The organism is Mesobacillus sp. MER 48 (genome assembly GCF_023714225.1).
Lineage (GTDB): Bacteria > Bacillota > Bacilli > Bacillales > Cytobacillaceae > Mesobacillus > Mesobacillus oceanisediminis_A.
In genome coordinates, this window is record NZ_JAMAUR010000002.1 from 387,644 (window position 1) to 406,958 (window position 19,315).

General features: G+C 44.5%; 16 protein-coding genes. All 16 read left to right on the forward strand.

From position 1 onward, the window contains the following. Positions 1-28: 28 nt before the first annotated feature. The 16 genes from ftsL to ftsZ all read left to right on the forward strand — a co-directional run bounded on the left by ftsL (position 29) and on the right by ftsZ (position 18,906). Positions 29-400: a cell division protein FtsL gene (gene ftsL / locus M3593_RS08200; protein ID WP_349654844.1), complete on the forward strand. Its 372-nt coding sequence runs from the start codon at positions 29-31 to the stop codon at positions 398-400. Continuing rightward, a complete protein-coding gene (locus M3593_RS08205) occupies positions 400-2,610 on the forward strand; it encodes a penicillin-binding protein (RefSeq protein ID WP_251542122.1) in 2,211 nt (736 codons plus the stop codon). The genes ftsL and M3593_RS08205 overlap by 1 nt, the downstream gene beginning before the upstream one ends. A 733-nt stretch (positions 2,611-3,343) precedes the next feature. Next, a complete protein-coding gene (locus M3593_RS08210) occupies positions 3,344-5,257 on the forward strand; it encodes a stage V sporulation protein D (RefSeq protein WP_144474788.1) in 1,914 nt (637 codons plus the stop codon). Positions 5,258-5,553: 296 nt separating this feature from the next. Continuing rightward, a complete protein-coding gene (locus M3593_RS08215) occupies positions 5,554-7,014 on the forward strand; it encodes a UDP-N-acetylmuramoyl-L-alanyl-D-glutamate--2,6-diaminopimelate ligase (RefSeq protein WP_144474789.1) in 1,461 nt (486 codons plus the stop codon). A gap of 1 nt (position 7,015) precedes the next feature. Continuing rightward, positions 7,016-7,465 carry a hypothetical protein gene (locus tag M3593_RS08220; RefSeq protein ID WP_144474790.1) on the forward strand — a complete coding sequence of 150 codons (450 nt, stop codon included), beginning with the start codon at positions 7,016-7,018 and terminating at the stop codon, positions 7,463-7,465. Continuing rightward, positions 7,465-8,439, forward strand: coding sequence for a phospho-N-acetylmuramoyl-pentapeptide-transferase (gene mraY, locus M3593_RS08225; RefSeq protein ID WP_144474791.1), 975 nt, complete (start codon positions 7,465-7,467; stop codon positions 8,437-8,439). Before M3593_RS08220 ends, mraY begins: the two co-directional genes overlap by 1 nt. Next, a complete protein-coding gene (murD, locus tag M3593_RS08230) occupies positions 8,440-9,792 on the forward strand; it encodes a UDP-N-acetylmuramoyl-L-alanine--D-glutamate ligase (protein WP_144474792.1) in 1,353 nt (450 codons plus the stop codon). It begins immediately after the preceding gene. Between the two features lie 100 nt (positions 9,793-9,892). Continuing rightward, positions 9,893-10,993 (forward strand): stage V sporulation protein E, encoded by a 1,101-nt coding sequence (spoVE, locus tag M3593_RS08235; protein WP_144474793.1) that lies wholly within the window; start codon positions 9,893-9,895, stop codon positions 10,991-10,993. A 365-nt stretch (positions 10,994-11,358) separates the two neighbouring features. Continuing rightward, positions 11,359-12,453: an undecaprenyldiphospho-muramoylpentapeptide beta-N-acetylglucosaminyltransferase gene (gene murG / locus M3593_RS08240; protein ID WP_144474794.1), complete on the forward strand. Its 1,095-nt coding sequence runs from the start codon at positions 11,359-11,361 to the stop codon at positions 12,451-12,453. Between the two features lie 64 nt (positions 12,454-12,517). Then, positions 12,518-13,426, forward strand: a complete 909-nt coding sequence (gene murB, locus M3593_RS08245) for a UDP-N-acetylmuramate dehydrogenase (protein ID WP_144474795.1) — start codon at positions 12,518-12,520, stop codon at positions 13,424-13,426. A gap of 225 nt (positions 13,427-13,651) precedes the next feature. Further along, the gene (locus M3593_RS08250; RefSeq protein WP_144474796.1) at positions 13,652-14,443 is read left to right on the forward strand and encodes a cell division protein FtsQ/DivIB; all 792 of its coding nucleotides are present in this window, start codon (positions 13,652-13,654) and stop codon (positions 14,441-14,443) included. Continuing rightward, on the forward strand, positions 14,391-15,125 hold the full coding sequence (locus M3593_RS08255) for a DUF881 domain-containing protein (protein ID WP_144474999.1): 735 nt from the start codon (positions 14,391-14,393) through the stop codon (positions 15,123-15,125). Before M3593_RS08250 ends, M3593_RS08255 begins: the two co-directional genes overlap by 53 nt. A 92-nt stretch (positions 15,126-15,217) precedes the next feature. Continuing rightward, the gene (locus M3593_RS08260) at positions 15,218-15,952 is read left to right on the forward strand and encodes a DUF881 domain-containing protein (RefSeq protein ID WP_144474797.1); all 735 of its coding nucleotides are present in this window, start codon (positions 15,218-15,220) and stop codon (positions 15,950-15,952) included. After that, the gene (locus tag M3593_RS08265; protein ID WP_144474798.1) at positions 15,952-16,302 is read left to right on the forward strand and encodes a small basic family protein; all 351 of its coding nucleotides are present in this window, start codon (positions 15,952-15,954) and stop codon (positions 16,300-16,302) included. Before M3593_RS08260 ends, M3593_RS08265 begins: the two co-directional genes overlap by 1 nt. A 137-nt stretch (positions 16,303-16,439) precedes the next feature. After that, positions 16,440-17,723: a cell division protein FtsA gene (ftsA, locus tag M3593_RS08270; protein WP_144474799.1), complete on the forward strand. Its 1,284-nt coding sequence runs from the start codon at positions 16,440-16,442 to the stop codon at positions 17,721-17,723. A 40-nt stretch (positions 17,724-17,763) separates the two neighbouring features. Beyond that, on the forward strand, positions 17,764-18,906 hold the full coding sequence (gene ftsZ, locus M3593_RS08275) for a cell division protein FtsZ (protein WP_144474800.1): 1,143 nt from the start codon (positions 17,764-17,766) through the stop codon (positions 18,904-18,906). The last annotated feature ends 409 nt before the right edge of the window (positions 18,907-19,315 follow it).

Consider the following 19,315-nt stretch of genomic DNA (forward strand, 5'->3'; position numbering starts at 1 on the left):
TAAAAATATAAAATTTTCAGGAGGGAAAATGATGAGCAATCTGGCTACAAAATTGCAGCAGGAACAGCAGCATCGTACAGTTCAGGCACCAGCAAAAGCACCGGTAAAAGCACCTGCGAAAAGAAATTCGATTTTAACGCCCGGTGAAAAAATCCTGATGTTTGTCTTCGGAGCAATCGTATGCTTCGGCGCAACATTCATGGTATCAAAACAGGCAGCCATTTATGAAGTCAACAAAGAAATCCAGATTATTGAAGGCGATATTCAGGAGCAGCAAAAGGTTAATAGTGACCTTGAAGTCCAGATTAGCGAATTAAGTACCTATGAAAGAATCAAAAAGGTGACAGAAAAGCTCGGCCTAACATTGAATGAAAACAATGTTAAAGGTGTGGAAAACTGATGATCAAGAAACAGCCAAATATGAATGCAGGAGCAGCGGTATTATTCGTAATATTCAGCCTGCTCTTTTTTATCTTGATTTTCAGGTTTGTCTCCATCCAGGTCACAGGTGAAGTTCATGGACAAGCACTGGCAGCAAGAGCGCAGCAGAAATATTCCAATGAGAAAGTCATCGAGGCTGTCAGAGGCACGATTTTTGACCGCAAAGGCGAAGTAGTTGCGGAAGACACCACTTCCTATACGCTCGTCGCCATCCTTGATGAATCGGTGACAACGAATAAAAAGAAGCCGAAACATGTTAAAGACCCGGCAAAAACAGCCGCTGTACTGGCGAAGTATATCGATATGAGCGAGTCGGATATATACAAGAGACTTACAAAAGATGGGGCATGGCAGGTTGAATTCGGAAAGGCCGGCCGTGATATTACCCACCAGACCAAGCGGGAAATAGAAGAGGAAAAGCTGCCGGGAATTACTTTTTTACGAGATTCAAAGCGATTCTATCCAAATGGTATATTTTCATCACATTTAGTGGGCTTTGTTGAGAATGAAGAAACAGAGGATCACAAAACATTTACTACTGGCAAGCTAGGTGTAGAAAAAACATTAAATGATGAATTGACTGGTGAAAATGGGTCGATTTCCTTTAAAAGTGATTTATGGGGTTTCCTTCTTCCAGGTGCAGAAGAAAAAGTAACTCCTGCAAAAGATGGCGATGATATTTACCTGACGATTGATAAAAAAATCCAGACTTTTGTTGAGGATGCCGTCGATCGAGTTGATAAGGAATATAAGCCTAAAAAAATTCTGGCTGTCGTTGCTGACCCTAAAACCGGCGAAATACTTGCAATGGCCCAGCGTCCTACATTCCACCCTACTACAAGGGATGGGTTAGATAAAAGCTGGCATAACGAGATTGTTGAAACACCGATCGAACCGGGATCGACGATGAAGATTTTTACATTAGCAGCGGCAATTGAGGAAAATAAGTGGAATCCAGGAGAATACTATAAATCTGGTTCCTATAAAGTTACTGAGAACTCGGTTCCTATTGGAGATCATAATAAGCGGCAGGGATGGGGAACGATTACTTATCTGGAAGGTATACAGCGATCCTCAAATGTTGCGGTTGCAAAGCTTGTTAATGAAAAAATCGGTACGGATAAATTCCGGGAATACTTGACTGAATTTGGTTTTGATCAGCCGACTGGCATTGACCTCCCAAACGAAGCTGTGGGTAAAATTCAGTATAAATGGCCAGTTGAAAAAGTAACGGTCTCTTATGGCCAGGGATCGACGTTTACACCTATTCAATTAATCCAGGCCGCATCCGCCGTTGCAAATGACGGCACCATGATGAAGCCTAAAGTAATTGATAAAATAGTTGACCCGAACACTGGTAAAATAGTGAAACAAACTGAACCCGAGGCAGTTGGCAAGCCGATATCAGCTGAAACAGCCAAAGAGGTTCGCGATGTACTTGAAACAGTTATTACCTCGGAGCATGGTACGGGTAAATCATATGCAATTGATGGTTATAAGATTGCCGGGAAAACAGGCACTGCCAACCTTACCGAAAATGGTAAATATCTTAATGGGCCTAGCGACTATCTATTCTCATTCCTCGGCATGGCTCCAAAAGATGATCCCAAGCTGATTGTGTACGTTGCGGTCCAACAGCCTGAAATTGACCACTATTTCAAAGGTTCGATTCCAACATCGATGATTTTCAAATCAGTGATGCAAAGCAGTCTTCAGTATCTGAATATAAAGCCTGCTTCCATGGAAAAGGCTGATTCAAGTTCTGTACCGGATGTAACCGGGATGGAAACTGGTGAAGCAAAGAAGCTGCTTGAGTCCAAAGGGTTTGAGACCGTAGTCATTGGTGATGGGAATCAGGTGGAAGAACAATTGCCAAACGCTGATATAGTCTCTCTAGAAGGAGAAAAAATCATTATAAAAGCTTCAGGCACCATGACATATCCGGATCTTACAGACTGGTCGCTAAGGGATGTCATGAAGCTCACCCAACTAACTGGGGTTAAGCTAAATAAAGCCGGTAGCGGATATGTGACAAAACAGAGCCTGAAACCAGGCTTGCCGATCAATGAAGGAGAAAATCTTATTGTTCAGCTCGAAACACCGCTGCAGCAATTCGAGAACTCCTTAAAAAAAGAAGATAGTGAGGAAACAGAGGAAGTTGGCGGCTGAGCCCTTCCTCTGTTTTTTTTTTGAGGACTGTTTGAAGCGATCAGATAAAACCAAACCGGGCAATCACGGAAATTGTCCGAAGCAGCCTCAGGTTCGGACAGCTTTTCAACGGTAAACGAGAAAGTTGTCCGAAGCAGCCTCAGGTTCGGACAGCTTTTCGTCGGTAAGCACAAAAGTTGTCCGAAGCAGCCACAAGTTCGGACAGCTTTTCGCGAGTAAGCACAAAAGTTGTCCGAAGCAGCCACAGGTTTGGACAGCTTTTCACTGGTAAGCACAAAAGTTGTCCGAAGCAGCTACAAGTTCGGACAGCTTTTCACTTGTAAGTACAAAAGTTGTCCGAAGCAGCCACAGGTTCGGACAGCTTTTCACGGGTAAGCACAAAAGTTGTCCGAAGCAGCCACAAGTTCGGACAGCTTTTCGCCTGAAAGCACAAAAACTGTCTGAAGTAGCCTCCAGTTCTGTCAGCTTTTCAACGGTAAGCACGAAAGTTGTCCGAAGCAGCCGCAAGTTCGGACAGCTTTTCGCGAGTAAGCACGAAAGTTGTCCGAAGTAACTTCAAGTTCAGCCAACCCCACCGCCATCAACCTCAAAATCCTCCCAAATCACCTCCAGATGACGTATCCATGCCAAGCTTGTCTCGACTTCTTGTTATATTCAAAATCGTACAAGCATATATTTGAACGAGTGTCATGGTTTTCAGCGGAACAATTTTAGGAGGAGGTTCGTTCAATATATGCGTGTATCAAATGTGACGGTCAGAAAAAGGCTGGCTCTCGTTCTTGTGATCGGGATTTTGGTGTTTTTTATCATAGATGTCCGGCTTGGCTATGTACAGTTCATGCTTGGGGATCTTTTGACAGGAAAGGCGAAGGACTCGTGGAGCAGGAATGTCCCGTTCGAACCTCAACGTGGAGAGATTACGGACAGGAATGGTGTAGCGCTGGCAACGAATATCAGTGCCCCGACTGTCTATGTGGTTCCTCGCCAGGTGAAGGATCCTGAGGCGGCTGCTGAATTATTGGCCAAGGCATTGGATATGCCGAAGGAAAAGGCCTTCCAGCATATCACTAAAAAAGCGATGATTGAGAGAATACCAGAGGGAAGGAAAATCTCACACGAAAAAGCGAAAGAAATCAGGGCGCTGGATATTAAAGGTGTTTATATTGGGGAAGATTCGAAACGTCATTATCCATATGGAAGCTATCTGTCCCATGTCCTCGGTTTTGCTGGGGTCGATAACCAGGGGTTGATGGGACTCGAGCTCTACTATGATAAGGAGTTAAAAGGGAAAAAGGGATCTGTGCAATTTTATGCTGACGCGAAACAGCAGCGGATGCATAATATGGCAGATGATTATGAGCCGCCGGTGGACGGGCTTGATCTGAAGCTGACGATCGACAGCCGGGTCCAGACAATTGTTGAGAGGGAATTGGATATTGCTCAGGCGAAATACAATCCGGATGGGATTATTGCGATCGCGATGAACCCTAAAAACGGGGAAATCCTGGCAATGTCCAGCAGACCGGATTTTGATCCTGCTAATTTCCGTAATGTAGCGCCTGAGGTCTATAACAGGAACTTGCCGATTTGGAGCACCTATGAACCCGGATCGACATTCAAGATTGTGACGCTCGCAGCTGCGCTTCAGGAAGGAAAGGTCGATCTGGAAAAGGATCACTTTCATGATTCAGGTTCCGTTGAGGTGGCGGGAGCGAGGATCCGCTGCTGGAAAAAGGGCGGCCATGGAAGCCAATCCTTCCTTGAAGTTGTCGAGAATTCATGCAACCCTGGATTTGTCGAGCTGGGGGATAGACTTGGAAAAGAAAAACTGTTCAAATATGTAAAGGATTTTGGATTTGGCGAAAAAACAGGAATTGACCTTCAGGGAGAGGGAAAGGGAATTCTTTTTAACCTGGATAGAGTGGGACCGATCGAACAGGCAACTACGGCATTCGGTCAGGGTGTATCAGTTACACCGATTCAGCAGGTTGCTGCGGTTTCAGCCGCGGTTAATGGCGGTATACTATATACACCGTATATTGCCAAAGAATTGAGTGATCCGATAACTGGGGAAATTGTGATGAGAAAGACACCTCAGGAGAAAAGAAGAGTCATTTCAGAAGAAACCTCGAAAGAAATCAGGCATGCGCTTGAAAGTGTCGTTGCGAAGGGCTCTGGTAAAAATGCATTTGTGGATTCGTACAGGGTTGGCGGCAAGACAGGTACCGCACAAAAAGCAAAAGATGGACGTTATCTAGAAAATAACCATATCGTTTCCTTCATAGGCTTTGCACCTGCGGACGATCCGCAAATTGTAATCTATGTTGCTGTTGACAACCCAAAGGGCACCGTCCAGTTCGGCGGAGTTGTAGCCGCTCCGATTGTCGGGGATATCATGGAAGATAGCTTGAGGGCGATGGAGGTCCCGCCGAGAAAGGATCAAATCGAGAAAGAGCTCACATGGCTGGATACTCCAATGGTCGAGGTTCCTGACCTGATTGGCCTATCCAAGGCAGAACTAAGACAGCAATTGATCAATTTAAAACTGGATATCGCAGGAGATGGGGAGAAAGTGGTCAAACAGCTTCCTTCACCGGGTGTGAAAATCAAGGAAGGATCCACGATAAGGGTATATATGAATGATTGACCCGGATACGGTGTTTTAGGAAACAGTCGATAGCAGGAGGCGGCGGCAGGATCAATATCCGCCGCTGCTTTTGCATGCTGACCCCAATTAAACTCTTATCTATAACTCTCTTTTGGCTCATAGTGTTGCTTTTCGATTCCGAGACGCTTTCAGAGATGTTGCTGAATGGGAAATGCTTAAAGATTGTAAAAAGCCATCGATAAAAAGGGCTTGTACTTTTCACCTCAACAATGGCTAATTTCAGCCTAATCATGTAAAATAAGAGTCGCCATGTTGTTTGAGAGGATTTGATATTTATGAAACTACACGAATTGATCGGTTATTTGCACCCATTCGTGGATTACAAGGGAGAAAATCCCGAGATTACTTCAATTGAAAATGATAACCGCCGAGTGAATCCGGGAAGTTTATTCATATGCATTAAAGGCTATACAGTTGATGGCCATGATTTTGCAGAGGCGGCCGTAAAAAATGGCGCGGCAGCTGTTCTTGCTGAGCGCGAGCTTCCTGTAAATGTACCGGTGATTGTTGTGAAGGACACCATGCGGGCGATGGCGGTCCTGGCCGATGTTTTTTACGGGCAGCCGAGCCAGAAGCTACATATGGTAGGGATTACAGGGACGAACGGAAAAACGACGACGAGCCATATTATTGAAAAGATTTTCAAAGATTCAGGACAAAAAACCGGTTTGATCGGGACGATGTACACAAAGATCGGTGAACAAACCTTTGAAGTGAAGAATACCACTCCGGAGAGTCTGACACTCCAGAAGACGTTCAGGAAAATGGTCGATGAACAGGTCGAGACGGCTGTGATGGAGGTCTCCTCACATGCACTCGTATATGGACGTGTTCATGGTACAGACTATAATGTTGCAGTTTTTACGAATTTGACCCAGGACCATCTCGATTACCATAAAACCATGGAAGAATACAAGAAGGCAAAAGGCTTGTTGTTTTCGCAGCTTGGAAATGCCTTTAACCATGAGAACCCGAAATTTGCTGTATTGAATGCAGATGATCCTGCTAGCGAGGAATTCGCGATGCTGACAACTGCTCATTTATTGACCTATGGGATTGACAATCATGCCGACTTGCAGGCAACCAATATCTCCATGACTGCCAGCGGAACATCATTTGATTTAGTCAGCCCGTTTGGTGAAAGGAAGGTAAATATTCAGCTGATCGGCAAGTTCAGCATCTACAATGTTCTAGCGAGCATTGGAGCTGCCCTTGTATCCGGAATTTCTCTGGAGGCTATCATTGATTCTGTTGAAAGTGTTAAAGGGGTTTCAGGAAGGTTTGAAGTGGTTGATGCAGGACAGGATTTCTCTGTCATTGTAGACTATGCCCACACACCGGACAGTCTTGAGAACGTCCTTAAGACCGTGCAGCAATTTGGGCAAAAGAGAATTTTTTGTGTGGTTGGCTGCGGCGGGGATCGCGACCGCACAAAACGTCCGCTCATGGCGAAGATTGCATGCCAGTATTCTACGGATGCCATCTTTACCTCTGATAACCCGCGCAGTGAGGATCCAGCAGAAATCATCAAGGATATGGAAGAAGGAGTCTTGGGTGAAGTTTATACTTCGATCATCGACAGAAAAGAAGCGATCCAGCATGCCATCAAAAATGCCGATGCTGGCGATGTGATCCTGATTGCCGGAAAGGGACATGAAACGTATCAGCAAATCGGAGACAGAACGTTTGACTTTGATGACAGGATTGTAGCGCGCGAGGCGATAGAGGAGAGGTAATATGCTGACATACCAGGATGTTTCGAGACTGTTTTCGAAGGTGAGTGGAATAAAAGAAGAAAAGATCCGCTTTCACACTGTAAGCAGCCAGGCAGGAGCCAAACAGCCAAAGGGGCTGTTTGTTCCGATATCCGAAGAATCCGGAACTTTACAGGAAGCGATTTCGAACGGTGCCGTGGCAGCGCTATGGCCTGAGGGAGTGCAGGTTCCTTCATATGCTCCCAATCACTTCCCGATTTTTTATGCACAAGATAATTTGAAAGGCTTAGAGGAAATCATGAATTCATACTATAACTATTTGACACAACACGAAGAAACCAGGGAAAGAACGAAATTCATTTTCCCTGACAAAGGACTTCTTAATGAAGCGGATGAAACATATGATATAGCTGTGATGGCCGAAAAAATCAATGGATTTGGCGGCAATATAAGCAAGGCAGGTGAGGAATAATGCTGGAGCAAGTTATCTTTTTCACAATATTGATGGGTTTTCTAATAACAGTCTTGCTTTCGCCAGTATTTATTCCTTTCCTGAGAAGGCTTAAATTCGGCCAGAGCATCAGAGAGGAAGGACCTAAATCACACCAGAAAAAAACAGGGACTCCTACAATGGGCGGTGTCATGATTCTAATTTCAATCACAATCACGACACTTGTTATGACAGGAAAATTCTCGCAGCCTAGTGTGGAAACCTATCTTTTGCTATTTGTCACTTTAGGGTTCGGGCTCCTAGGTTTCATGGATGATTTTATCAAGGTAGTCATGAAGCGGAATCTTGGTTTGACGTCCAAGCAAAAATTGCTTGGGCAAATTATTATTTCCGTTATCTTTTTCTTTATTTTTAACCAAAGTGAATTTTCAACAGTAGTCAGTATCCCGTTAACCGATCTTTCTTTTGATCTCGGTTGGGGATATGCGCTGTTCATTATTTTTTGGATGGTCGGTTTTTCAAATGCAGTTAACCTGACGGACGGGCTTGACGGGCTGGTTTCCGGTACAGCAGCAATTGCATTTGGTGCCTTTGCTGTCCTGGCCTGGAATCAATCGCAATATGAGCTGTCGATTTTTTCTGTCGCAGTTGTAGGAGCTGTTCTAGGTTTTCTAGTATTCAATGCACACCCTGCGAAAGTGTTCATGGGTGACACTGGTTCACTTGCACTGGGTGGTGCCATTGCAACTGTGGCAATCCTGGCGAAGCTTGAGATTATCCTGATCATCATTGGCGGAATCTTCGTCATCGAAACATTGTCAGTGATCCTTCAGGTTATTTCATTCAAGACAACAGGAAAAAGGATTTTCCGGATGAGTCCGCTTCACCACCACTATGAATTGATTGGCTGGTCGGAATGGCGAGTTGTTGTGACATTCTGGACTGTCGGCCTGCTTTTCGCAATCCTTGGAATTTATATTGAGGTGTGGATTTAGATGAAACATATTAAAACCTATCAACATAAAAAAATTCTTGTACTTGGCCTTGCCAAGAGCGGAGTCAGCGCAGCTGCTCTGCTACATAAATTAGGCGCTTTCGTTACAGTTAATGACAGCAAGCCATTATCGGAAAATCCTGAAGCACAGGGGCTGCTTGAACAGGGAATCAAAGTGGTCTGCGGAAGCCACCCGATTGAATTGATGGATGAAGGATTCGAACTGGTCGTCAAGAACCCAGGGATTCCGTATTTCAATCCAATGATCCAAAAGGCAGAAGAAAACGGGATACCGATCATTACCGAGGTTGAGCTGGCCTACCAGATATCAGAGGCACCACTTGTGGGGATTACTGGAACAAACGGGAAAACCACGACAACAACCTTGATTTTTGAAATGCTCGAAGCCGGTAAAAAACAACCGCTGATTGCCGGGAATATCGGTACAGTTGCATCGGGTGTTGCCCAGGAAGCAACAGAGGAAAATACGATTGTCATTGAGCTTTCCTCTTTTCAATTAATGGGTATCGACACATTCAAGCCGAAGATTGCCGTGATTACCAATTTGTACGATGCGCATCTTGATTATCATGGTACAAGGAAAGATTATATTGCAGCGAAAGCGTTGATTACGAAAAACCAGACGGAAGAGGATTACTTCATCGTAAATGCTGACCAGGAAGAAGTGATGGCTATTGCCCGTACTTCAAAAGCAAAAATCGTTCCTTTTTCAACGAAAAAAGTACTGGACAGCGGGGCTTATGTGAAGGATGGCTGGGTTTGCTTCAATGGTGAGCAGATTATCGATACAAAGGATATTGTATTGCCGGGCAAGCATAATCTGGAGAACATCTTATCGGCTGTGGCTGCGACGCTGCTCTCAGGAGGAGACCAAGAAGCGATTATCAAAGTGCTAACATCTTTTGCAGGCGTAAAGCACAGGCTTCAATATGTCGGCAATATCGCCGGCCGGAAATTTTATAATGACTCAAAAGCAACGAATATACTGGCAACTGAAAATGCCCTGGTGGCTTTTGATGATCCAATCGTATTGCTTGCAGGCGGTCTGGACAGAGGGAATTCCTTTGATCAACTTATCCCCTCTTTAAAAAACGTCAAAGTATTGATTACTTTTGGGGAAACTGCTGAAAAAGTGGGACAGGCTGGGCAGGAGGCAGGAATAAAAACAATTCTTCGCGTCGATAATGTGGAAAAGGCCGTTCCCGTGGCGTTCGAACATTCAGTACCCGGAGATGTTATCCTGCTCTCACCGGCATGTGCCAGCTGGGATCAATATAAAACTTTTGAAGTCAGGGGAGACATGTTTATCGAGGCCGTGCATAAGCTTAAGTAAGGGCTTGTCTTGAACAACATGACTCAGGTTGCCTGGCCTCATGCAGGCTGGATGGGAAGCGGCATATGAGCCCTAAATCATACAGCCGAGGTGTATTGCTTTGCCAACGAAAAAATCGACTCCAGACATATTCCTGATGATTGTGACCTTTGCGCTTTTGACTGTGGGACTGATCATGGTATACAGCGCAAGTGCTGTCTGGGCAGACTATAAGTTCAATGACTCTTTCTTTTTTGCGAAACGGCAAATGCTGTTTGCGGGAGTGGGAATCATCGCGATGTTTTTTATCATGAATATTGACTACTGGACGTGGCGGACATGGTCTAAGGTGATCCTGATTGTCTGTTTTGTCCTGTTGATCCTTGTATTGATCCCTGGGGTCGGGAATGTACGGAATGGGTCGAGGAGCTGGATTGGTGTCGGCGCCTTTTCGGTCCAGCCTTCCGAATTCATGAAGCTTGCGATGATTGCTTTTCTTGCAAAGTTTTTGTCGGAGAACCAGAAGGCAATCACCTCTTTTAAAAAAGGTCTTGTGCCATCACTGGGACTTGTCTTTTTGGCATTTGGCCTGATTATGCTGCAGCCGGATCTGGGTACTGGAACAGTTATGGTCGGTACTTCAGTTGTCATCATTTTTATTGCCGGAGCAAGAATCAGTCATTTCGTGGGACTTGGTCTCCTGGGTGTTGCGGGTTTTGTCGGCCTGATTGCCTCTGCGCCTTACAGGATCAAACGGATCACATCCTTTCTTGACCCATGGCAGGACCCCCTTGGAAGCGGTTTTCAAATGATTCAATCACTCTATGCTATTGGGCCTGGAGGATTGTTCGGACTGGGGCTGGGACAAAGCCGGCAAAAGTTCTTTTATCTCCCGGAACCACAGACAGATTTTATCTTTGCGATTCTGGCTGAAGAACTCGGATTCATTGGAGGATCATTGATTCTACTCTTATTCTCTTTACTCCTCTGGCGGGGCATCAGGATTGCGCTCGGAGCACCCGATTTATTCGGTACATTTCTTGCGACCGGGATCATCGCGATGATTGCCATCCAGGTCATGATCAATATCGGGGTTGTTACGGGCCTTATGCCTGTAACGGGAATAACACTTCCTTTCCTCAGCTACGGAGGATCTTCCCTGACATTGATGCTGATGGCAGTTGGAGTGCTGTTGAATATCAGCCGCCACTCAAGGTATTGAGCTATACACACGATAAAGACCCTGATTCCAGGGTCTTTTGTTTGTTATTATCTTCCTATAGGAATACCTGATTTTACGGTTAGTGTATCAAGACCGAAAAAGAATCCTGGAAATTCGGACATGAACGATGAATATGTTAGGAATATGCCTTTGTTCATGCTATATTACATTTAAATAACAATATCTTTAAAATCAGTTCTGCAGTTTAGAATATAGTAGAATAGGGTAAAACCGGGGAGTGCCTTTTTTATGGGCACTTTTGACGATTATTTCTGTCATTTCGCTCGGAACTGCTGCTGGAAGCGGTGGTAAAATGCGTGATTGACAGCAATTAAAAAAAGAGATAAGTTGCTGAGGTGTGGAAAATGAAGATTGCAGTTAGCGGCGGTGGTACAGGAGGACATATTTATCCTGCGCTTGCACTAATCAGGGAGATTCAAAAAAAGGATGAGAAGGTTGAGTTTCTATACATAGGAACAGAAAAGGGCCTCGAAAGCAAGCTCGTGCCGAGGGAGAATATCCCTTTTAAGTCAATACATATCACAGGCTTTAAACGGAAACTTTCTTTTGAAAATGTAAAAACGGTGCTGCGATTCCTGAAGGGCGTAAGAGATAGTAAAAAAATGCTTAAGGAATTCAACCCTGATGTCGTCATCGGGACAGGTGGCTATGTGTGTGGCCCGGTTGTCTATGCAGCGGCCAAAATGGGCATACCAACAATTGTCCATGAACAAAATAGCGTACCAGGTTTGACCAATAAATTCCTGAGCAGGTACGTTGATAAGGTTGCCATCTGCTTCGAGGAGGCAAGGCAGTTTTTCCCGGAACAAAAAGTCGAATTGACAGGCAATCCCCGCGCGTCTGAAGTTTTGGGACAGGATGGAATCAAGGGGAGACTGTCTGCGGGCCTTAAACTTAAGGTGCCGACTGTGCTGATCTTTGGCGGGAGCAGAGGTGCCAGGCCGATTAATGAGGCGGTCGTCAAAAGTCTGACAGAATTAAGCAGTAAACCATATCAAGTATTATATGTAACTGGTGATGTTCATTTCGAAGAAGTCCAGAAAGAAGTGGAACTGGTTGGAAATCCAGAAAACGTGATTATCAAGCCATTCATACACAATATGCCTGAAGTGCTGTCCGGTGTGGATTTGACGGTAGCAAGGGCTGGAGCGACTACACTTGCTGAACTGACATCACTCGGAATACCAAGCATACTGATTCCCAGCCCATATGTAACAGACAACCACCAGGAAAAGAATGCACGGGCTTTGAGTGAGAACGGAGCAGCACGCCTGCTGCTTGAAAAAGACCTGACCGGGCCAAAGCTGGTAGAGAGTATTGACCAGATTCTCGGGCATGAACAGAAACTGGCTGATATGAAGAAAGCAGCAAAGAAACTCGGCATACCAGATGCTGCCCAAAGGCTCTATCGTTTGATGGAGGAACTGGCGGCAAAGTAGCCTATAGGGCTGGAGCTGCATAAACTGGTTGAATAAAGGCTGTATCGTGAAAGGAAGGTAATTTATGAAGGATCTGGCTATCAAACTTAGAGAAATGAATATCGGATCGGTAAAGGAAAACGAGCCGCTCGCGAACCATACATCAATGAAAATTGGCGGTCCCGCAGACTTACTAATTGAGCCTTCGTCAATAGAAAATCTGAAAAAGGCAGTGGAAGCCATCAAGGAATCTGGAGTCAAATTGACGGTGATCGGCAGGGGGTCAAATCTCCTTGTATCGGACAAAGGGATTGAAGGCGCAGTTATCAAACTTGGCTCTGGGCTGGATGACCTGGAGATTGAAGGAACAAGAGTCACCGCTGGGGGTGGCCTTTCACTTGTTAACTTTGCGATCACCATCAGCCGTAAAGGGCTTTCCGGACTCGAATTCGCCGGCGGCATCCCTGGCTCGATCGGAGGCGCTGTATATATGAACGCAGGCGCCCACGGTTCAGACATCTCCAAAATCCTTGAGAAAGCATATGTTCTATTCGAGGATGGCTCCCTGGAGTGGCTTTCGAATGAAGAAATGAAGTTTTCTTACCGGACTTCCGTCCTCCAAAAGGAGCGTCCTGGAATCGTCGTAGCTGCAGTATTCCAGCTGAAGGCAGGAAACAAGGAGGAAATCGTAGCAGAACTTCAGAAAAATAAGGATTATCGCAAAGAGACCCAGCCATACAATTATCCAAGCTGCGGCAGTGTTTTCAGGAATCCCCTTCCTGACCATGCTGGTAATTTAATTGAAAAATCGGGCTTGAAGGGCCATCAAATCGGCGGTGCACAAATCTCCGAGCTCCATGCAAACTTCATTGTGAATAAAGGCAGCGCCAAAGCTGAGGATGTACTCGGCCTGATTCAGCATGTTAAGGATACAGTCCTGGATTTACATGGTGTGAAAATGGAGACAGAGGTAGAAATTATCGGACGGAAATAGCAGGAAATTGATTCAGGCTGTCAAATTTTATGCTATAATATGACATTAGATTAGGATGCAGAGACGGCATGGTAATACATCGTGCCGTTGGTCTTTCTACCCATAATGATGGACAAGACACCTTCCTGATGATGTACGATAAATGATGGCTTTAACCTGCAAGACCGTATTGATAGATGTTATCTTTTAAGGAATGGGTTCAGCCGATTAAAGAGGGGATTGAAAATGGATAAGGGTAAAATCGTCTCAATTGAAGACCGGATTCCTAAGCTGAAACATCAAAGGAGGAAGAAGGCCAATCGCAGGCTGATCATGCTGCTTGCTTTATTTTTCATTTTGATTGCAGGTATTATTTATTTCCAGTCGCCACTTAGTAAGGTGAAGGAGATTACCGTTTCGGGAAACCATTCGTATACCTCTGAACAAATCGTCGAAAAAAGCGGGCTGTCACTTGAATTTAATATCTGGAAGGTCAACAGGGGCGAGATTGAAAAGAAGCTTGAAAAAATCGAGGAAATCGAAAATGCGACTGTCAATGTCAAACTACCGAATACAGTGGGAATCAAGGTCGAGGAGTACGACAGGCTTGCATACATATCAAAAGGAAAGAGTTTCTACCCGGTCCTTGAAAACGGGCATATACTCGGGAAGAAGCAAATTGAAGAAATCCCTGTCAACGCACCAATCCTGATCGGTTTTAAAGAAGGAAAAGTGTTGGACGAAATGCTGGCATCCCTGGAAGAATTGCCTGAGGTGGTCATCAATTCAATCTCTGAAATTCACTCGAAGCCGGTGAAGACAGACAAATATTTAATTAAGCTCTATATGAACGATGGCTTTGAAGTGAATGCGACACTCAGGACTTTCTCAGAAAAAATGGCTCATTATCCGTCCATAGTCAGCCAGCTTGACCCTGAAAAAAAGGGTGTAATCGATCTTGAGGTTGGCTCTTATTTTAAAGCATATGAAGCAGAGGAAGCTGAGGAAGTTGAAATTGAACAAGAAAATGAACAGTAACCGAGTAGTTCTTTCAATCGTTTTCCTGGTTCTCGGCTTCATGGTCGCTTTTTCATTCCGTGTCACCCAGAATGACAGCGACAAAGGCAAGAGATTGACGGACAGGCAGTGGGAGCAGCATATCAGCCTGAGGAATCAGTTGATCGAACAAGAAGAAAAAAACCGGGAACTGCAAAAAGAGTTGAATTCCAAGCAGGAGAAGGTAAGGGAAATTGAAACAAGCCTGTCCAAGGAAGCGCAAGTATTTTTCAACATGGCTGAAGACGCTGAAAAATATCGGATGTTTCTCGGAAAGGTAAAGGTCAGTGGTAAAGGTGTGAAAGTAACTCTTGCTGATGGTGAGTACGATCCAGATGAAGAGAATATCAATAATTATCTTGTCCATGAACATCATGTTTTCAAGGTGATTAACGAACTCTACATTTCAGGAGCAGCAGCGGTCGCTGTGAATGGGCAGAGAATAGCGCATAATTCTTATATTTTGTGTACTGGCCCGGTTATCACTGTGGATGGCTACCAGCATCCTGCCCCTTTTGAAATCACTGCGATAGGTGACCCCGATGTCCTTTCCTCCGCGTTAAATATTACCGGTGGGGTAAAAGACCAGCTAGTGAATGACCAGATTGTTTTTTCATTGGAAAAAAAGTCGGAAATAGCGATGGAGCCAATCCTTGGAAATTAAAGCAGGTCATCTCTCTTTCCGATATATTGCATGAAGAGATGATTTCGGCAAGTTAAAATGAAAAGGCCTTATAGAAAGCAAGGTGAAAAACAATGGGCCGACCTAAAAATCTCAGCTTCAGCTTGATCGCTGCTATTATTGGATTAATGGTCGCCATTCAGTTTCAAACCGTCAGGGAACCAGAAGTCCGGGATACACGTGACACATGGCAGCTTCGGGAAGATTTAATGAAAGAGAAGGAATTGCAATCAAGGCTGCTTCTCGAGATCAGGTCGAACGAAGAAAAAATCACCAAGTATGAAACTGAACGGCAGCAAAGCAAAGAAGAAGTGCTCCGTGAAACACTCGCTGAATTGAAAGATGAAGCCGGCCTGGAAGAGGTTAAGGGTCCTGGTCTCTCCCTGTCGATTGAGCCTGCGTTCAATCTGATAGTCGAAGGAGACAATCCTCCTTCGGTGTCTCCTGACCTGCTAAAGAGGCTCTTGAATGAATTGAATATGTATGGAGCAAAACATGTTTCAGTTGATGGTGAGAGGGTCATCAATACAACCGTCATCCGGGATATTAACAGGGTGACGAAAATAAACAACCATTCCCTGAACCGGTTTCCCATTGAGGTGAAGGTCATTACAGAGAATGGGGATACAGCTGAAAAATTATACAACCGGATGAAGGTTTCTACGGTTGCCGAGGACTTCTTCATTGATAATCTGGAAGTTAAGGTAAACAGGCCCGTGGGAGACCTGATCATTCCTGCTTATCAGGATACGATCAGGATCAGATACATGGAATCTGCTAAAACAGAAAAAGGGGGAGGCAACGGATAATGTGGCTTCCAATAATGGGCTTGATAATCGGTGCCATCATAGGCTTGTTGACCGATATCCGTATCCCTGAAGAGTATTCAAATTATTTATCCATCGCGATCCTTGCAGCCCTCGATACATTGTTTGGCGGGATTCGTGCCCAGCTTCAAAATATCTACGATGAAAAAGTTTTTGTTTCAGGTTTCTTTTTTAATATAATATTGGCAGCAAGTTTAGCTTTTCTAGGTGTTCATCTTGGTGTAGACTTGTATTTAGCAGCAGTTTTTGCCTTTGGGGTAAGGCTGTTCCAGAATATAGCGGTCATCAGAAGAATAATATTGACAAAATGGTCAACGACAAGTGAAAAGTAGAAAAAAAAATGATATTTTAAAAGGGAAATATTTAATTGTGACGAATAAAGTAATGTAATTAAAAAAGAAACGCAATTAGATAACAGAGTGGAAATTGTTGTTCAAACATTAGGAATTGTTGAAGGAGGTGCCACAGAATGAACAGCAATGATATATATGTCAGTCTTGACATCGGTACATCCAGTGTTAAGGTTATCATTGGGGAAATGGTTAATGACACGTTGAATATAATTGGTGTTGGCAATGTGAAGTCCGAAGGTTTAAGGAAGGGCTCCATTGTTGATATAGATGAAACCGTTCATTCTATTAAAAGGGCAATTGAACAGGCTGAAAGAATGATAGGTTTGAAGATTAACCAGGTGATTGTAGGTGTCACCGGCAATCATGTTTCACTTTTGCCATGCCATGGCGTGGTTGCGGTTTCCAGCGACAATCGCGAAATTACAAATGAGGATGTAGCGAGAGTCATTGATGCTGCACAGGTGGTATCGATCCCGCCTGAGCGAGAGATAATAGACGTGATTCCAAAGCAATTTATCGTTGACGGTCTTGATGAGATCAATGATCCAAGAGGCATGATCGGTGTCAGGCTTGAAATGGAAGGTACGATCATTACTGGATCAAAGACAATCTTACATAATACTCTTCGTTGTGTTGAGCGTGCTGGACTTGAAATTGTAGATATTGGCCTTCAGCCGCTTGCTGCAGGTGCATTCGCACTTTCAAAGGATGAAAAGAATATGGGTGTCGCGATGATTGACATCGGCGGCGGTTCATCAACAGTCGCTGTTTTTGAAAACGGGCACTTAAGGGGTACATCTGTTATACCGGTTGGAGGAGACCATATTACCAAGGACTTGTCCATCGGATTGCGCACAACGACCGAAGAAGCGGATCAATTGAAATTAAAGCACGGACATGCTTTTTACGACCATGCTTCAGAGGACGAGGTATTTGAAGTATCAATTATCGGCAGTGACCAGCAGCAGCAGTTCAACCAGCTGGAAGTAGCCGATATCATTGAAGCGAGAATGGAAGAAATCTTCTCCCTTGTCCAGGATGAGTTGAAACATATGAACATCAGGGACCTGCCTGGCGGGTTTGTCCTTACAGGGGGAACAGCCAATATGCAGGGAGTCCTGGAGCTAGCGCAGGATATCTTCCAAAGCAGGGTAAGGATAGCCATTCCGGACTATATTGGCGTCAGGGAACCTCAATATACGACTGCCGTTGGTTTGATACAATTTGCTTATAGAAACGCAAAATTAAAAGGGAAGAAAATGGAAGCAGCTTTTAGCGAATTAGAACCGAAAGAAAAGAGAGTTCAAAAACAGCCGCATCCAAAATCGAAGCCTGAGAAACAGCCTGAAGAAAAAGTCACCACAAGAATGAAAAAATTTCTTGGCTACTTTTTTGAATAATCAGAGCTAACAGGAAATCGACGAATTAGGAGGATTTGTCATGTTGGAATTTGATACGAATTTAGATTCACTTGCTACTATAAAAGTTATCGGTGTTGGCGGCGGCGGAAATAATGCGGTTAACCGAATGATCGAACACGGCGTTCAAGGTGTGGAATTCATTGCGGTTAATACGGATGCACAGGCACTGAACCTTTCCAAAGCTGAAATCAGGATGCAGATCGGCGCAAAACTAACACGCGGACTTGGTGCTGGTGCCAATCCAGAGGTAGGTAAAAAAGCTGCCGAGGAAAGCAAAGAACAAATTGAAGAAGTGCTTAAAGGCGCTGACATGGTATTCGTTACTGCCGGCATGGGTGGAGGAACAGGAACAGGTGCTGCACCGGTAATTGCACAGATCGCTAAGGATCTTGGAGCTTTAACAGTAGGGGTTGTTACACGCCCATTCACTTTTGAAGGCCGCAAGCGCGCTGGACAAGCTGGCGGTGGAATAGGTGCAATGAAGGAAGCGGTAGACACACTGATCGTCATTCCAAACGACCGCTTGCTTGAGATTGTCGACAAAAGTACACCTATGCTTGAAGCATTCCGTGAAGCGGATAATGTTCTTCGCCAGGGTGTTCAGGGTATTTCCGACTTGATTGCTACACCAGGGTTGATCAACCTCGATTTTGCTGATGTGAAGACAATCATGTCCAACAAAGGTTCTGCATTGATGGGCATTGGTGTTGCTTCAGGTGAAAACCGTGCAACTGAAGCTGCTAAGAAAGCAATTTCATCACCATTGCTTGAAACATCCCTTGATGGAGCGCAAGGTGTCCTGATGAACATTACAGGCGGCACAAACCTTAGCCTGTATGAAGTTCAGGAGGCTGCAGATATTGTAGCTTCTGCTTCAGATCAGGACGTCAACATGATCTTCGGTTCCGTAATCAATGAAAACTTAAAAGATGAAATCATCGTTACTGTCATCGCTACAGGCTTCAATGAGGAAGTTGTCCAGCCAAAACCGACAAGACCTGGTTTTGGAGGACAGCAAAAGCCTGGAATAGGCGCAATCAAGCGTGAACAGCCAAAACGCGAAGAAATCCAGCAGGAAGCGCCACGAAGCAATCCATCTTCACAAGGGGATGATGCTCTTGATATTCCAACATTCCTGCGTAACCGTAACAGAAGACGATAATTATACATTATAAGACTAAAAGGTATAGCCATAACGGCTATGCCTTTTTTATGTTTGCTGGAAATCTACTAGGGTGATTTAACATCCAAAAAAAGAATGTGAAGAAGTAGTCATACAGACTATTAAATCTGGCTTCTTTCAACCTGCAGAATAAAAATCAGAAAACTGACAAAATCCGAAGGGATAAGTGAAAATCTCTGTTGTTTTGTTGCCAGAATGTGACACACTTCATATGCCAATGACGATATACTTTTTCGTAACGGAATGATAGAGCAAGAGGCAAACTTGTATCACTTACCATGATCTTGTTCGGTGCCAATCGTATTGCCATCAGATATTTGCTGTTTATGGGGATTTAGCCAGACATTGCGCCATTGACCTTACAAACTAGAGAATATCTGACTGAAAG

What these genes read in the sequence shown, in the direction of transcription:
- ftsL (WP_349654844.1), top strand. Translation starts at nt 29, where the DNA reads ATGATGAGCAATCTGGCTACAAAATTGCAGCAGGAACAGCAGCATCGT.
- M3593_RS08205 (WP_251542122.1), top strand. Translation starts at nt 400, where the DNA reads ATGATCAAGAAACAGCCAAATATGAATGCAGGAGCAGCGGTATTATTC.
- M3593_RS08210 (WP_144474788.1), top strand. Translation starts at nt 3,344, where the DNA reads ATGCGTGTATCAAATGTGACGGTCAGAAAAAGGCTGGCTCTCGTTCTT.
- M3593_RS08215 (WP_144474789.1), top strand. Translation starts at nt 5,554, where the DNA reads ATGAAACTACACGAATTGATCGGTTATTTGCACCCATTCGTGGATTAC.
- M3593_RS08220 (WP_144474790.1), top strand. Translation starts at nt 7,016, where the DNA reads ATGCTGACATACCAGGATGTTTCGAGACTGTTTTCGAAGGTGAGTGGA.
- mraY (WP_144474791.1), top strand. Translation starts at nt 7,465, where the DNA reads ATGCTGGAGCAAGTTATCTTTTTCACAATATTGATGGGTTTTCTAATA.
- murD (WP_144474792.1), top strand. Translation starts at nt 8,440, where the DNA reads ATGAAACATATTAAAACCTATCAACATAAAAAAATTCTTGTACTTGGC.
- murG (WP_144474794.1), top strand. Translation starts at nt 11,359, where the DNA reads ATGAAGATTGCAGTTAGCGGCGGTGGTACAGGAGGACATATTTATCCT.
- murB (WP_144474795.1), top strand. Translation starts at nt 12,518, where the DNA reads ATGAAGGATCTGGCTATCAAACTTAGAGAAATGAATATCGGATCGGTA.
- M3593_RS08250 (WP_144474796.1), top strand. Translation starts at nt 13,652, where the DNA reads ATGGATAAGGGTAAAATCGTCTCAATTGAAGACCGGATTCCTAAGCTG.
- M3593_RS08255 (WP_144474999.1), top strand. Translation starts at nt 14,391, where the DNA reads ATGAAGCAGAGGAAGCTGAGGAAGTTGAAATTGAACAAGAAAATGAAC.
- M3593_RS08260 (WP_144474797.1), top strand. Translation starts at nt 15,218, where the DNA reads ATGGGCCGACCTAAAAATCTCAGCTTCAGCTTGATCGCTGCTATTATT.
- M3593_RS08265 (WP_144474798.1), top strand. Translation starts at nt 15,952, where the DNA reads ATGTGGCTTCCAATAATGGGCTTGATAATCGGTGCCATCATAGGCTTG.
- ftsA (WP_144474799.1), top strand. Translation starts at nt 16,440, where the DNA reads ATGAACAGCAATGATATATATGTCAGTCTTGACATCGGTACATCCAGT.
- ftsZ (WP_144474800.1), top strand. Translation starts at nt 17,764, where the DNA reads ATGTTGGAATTTGATACGAATTTAGATTCACTTGCTACTATAAAAGTT.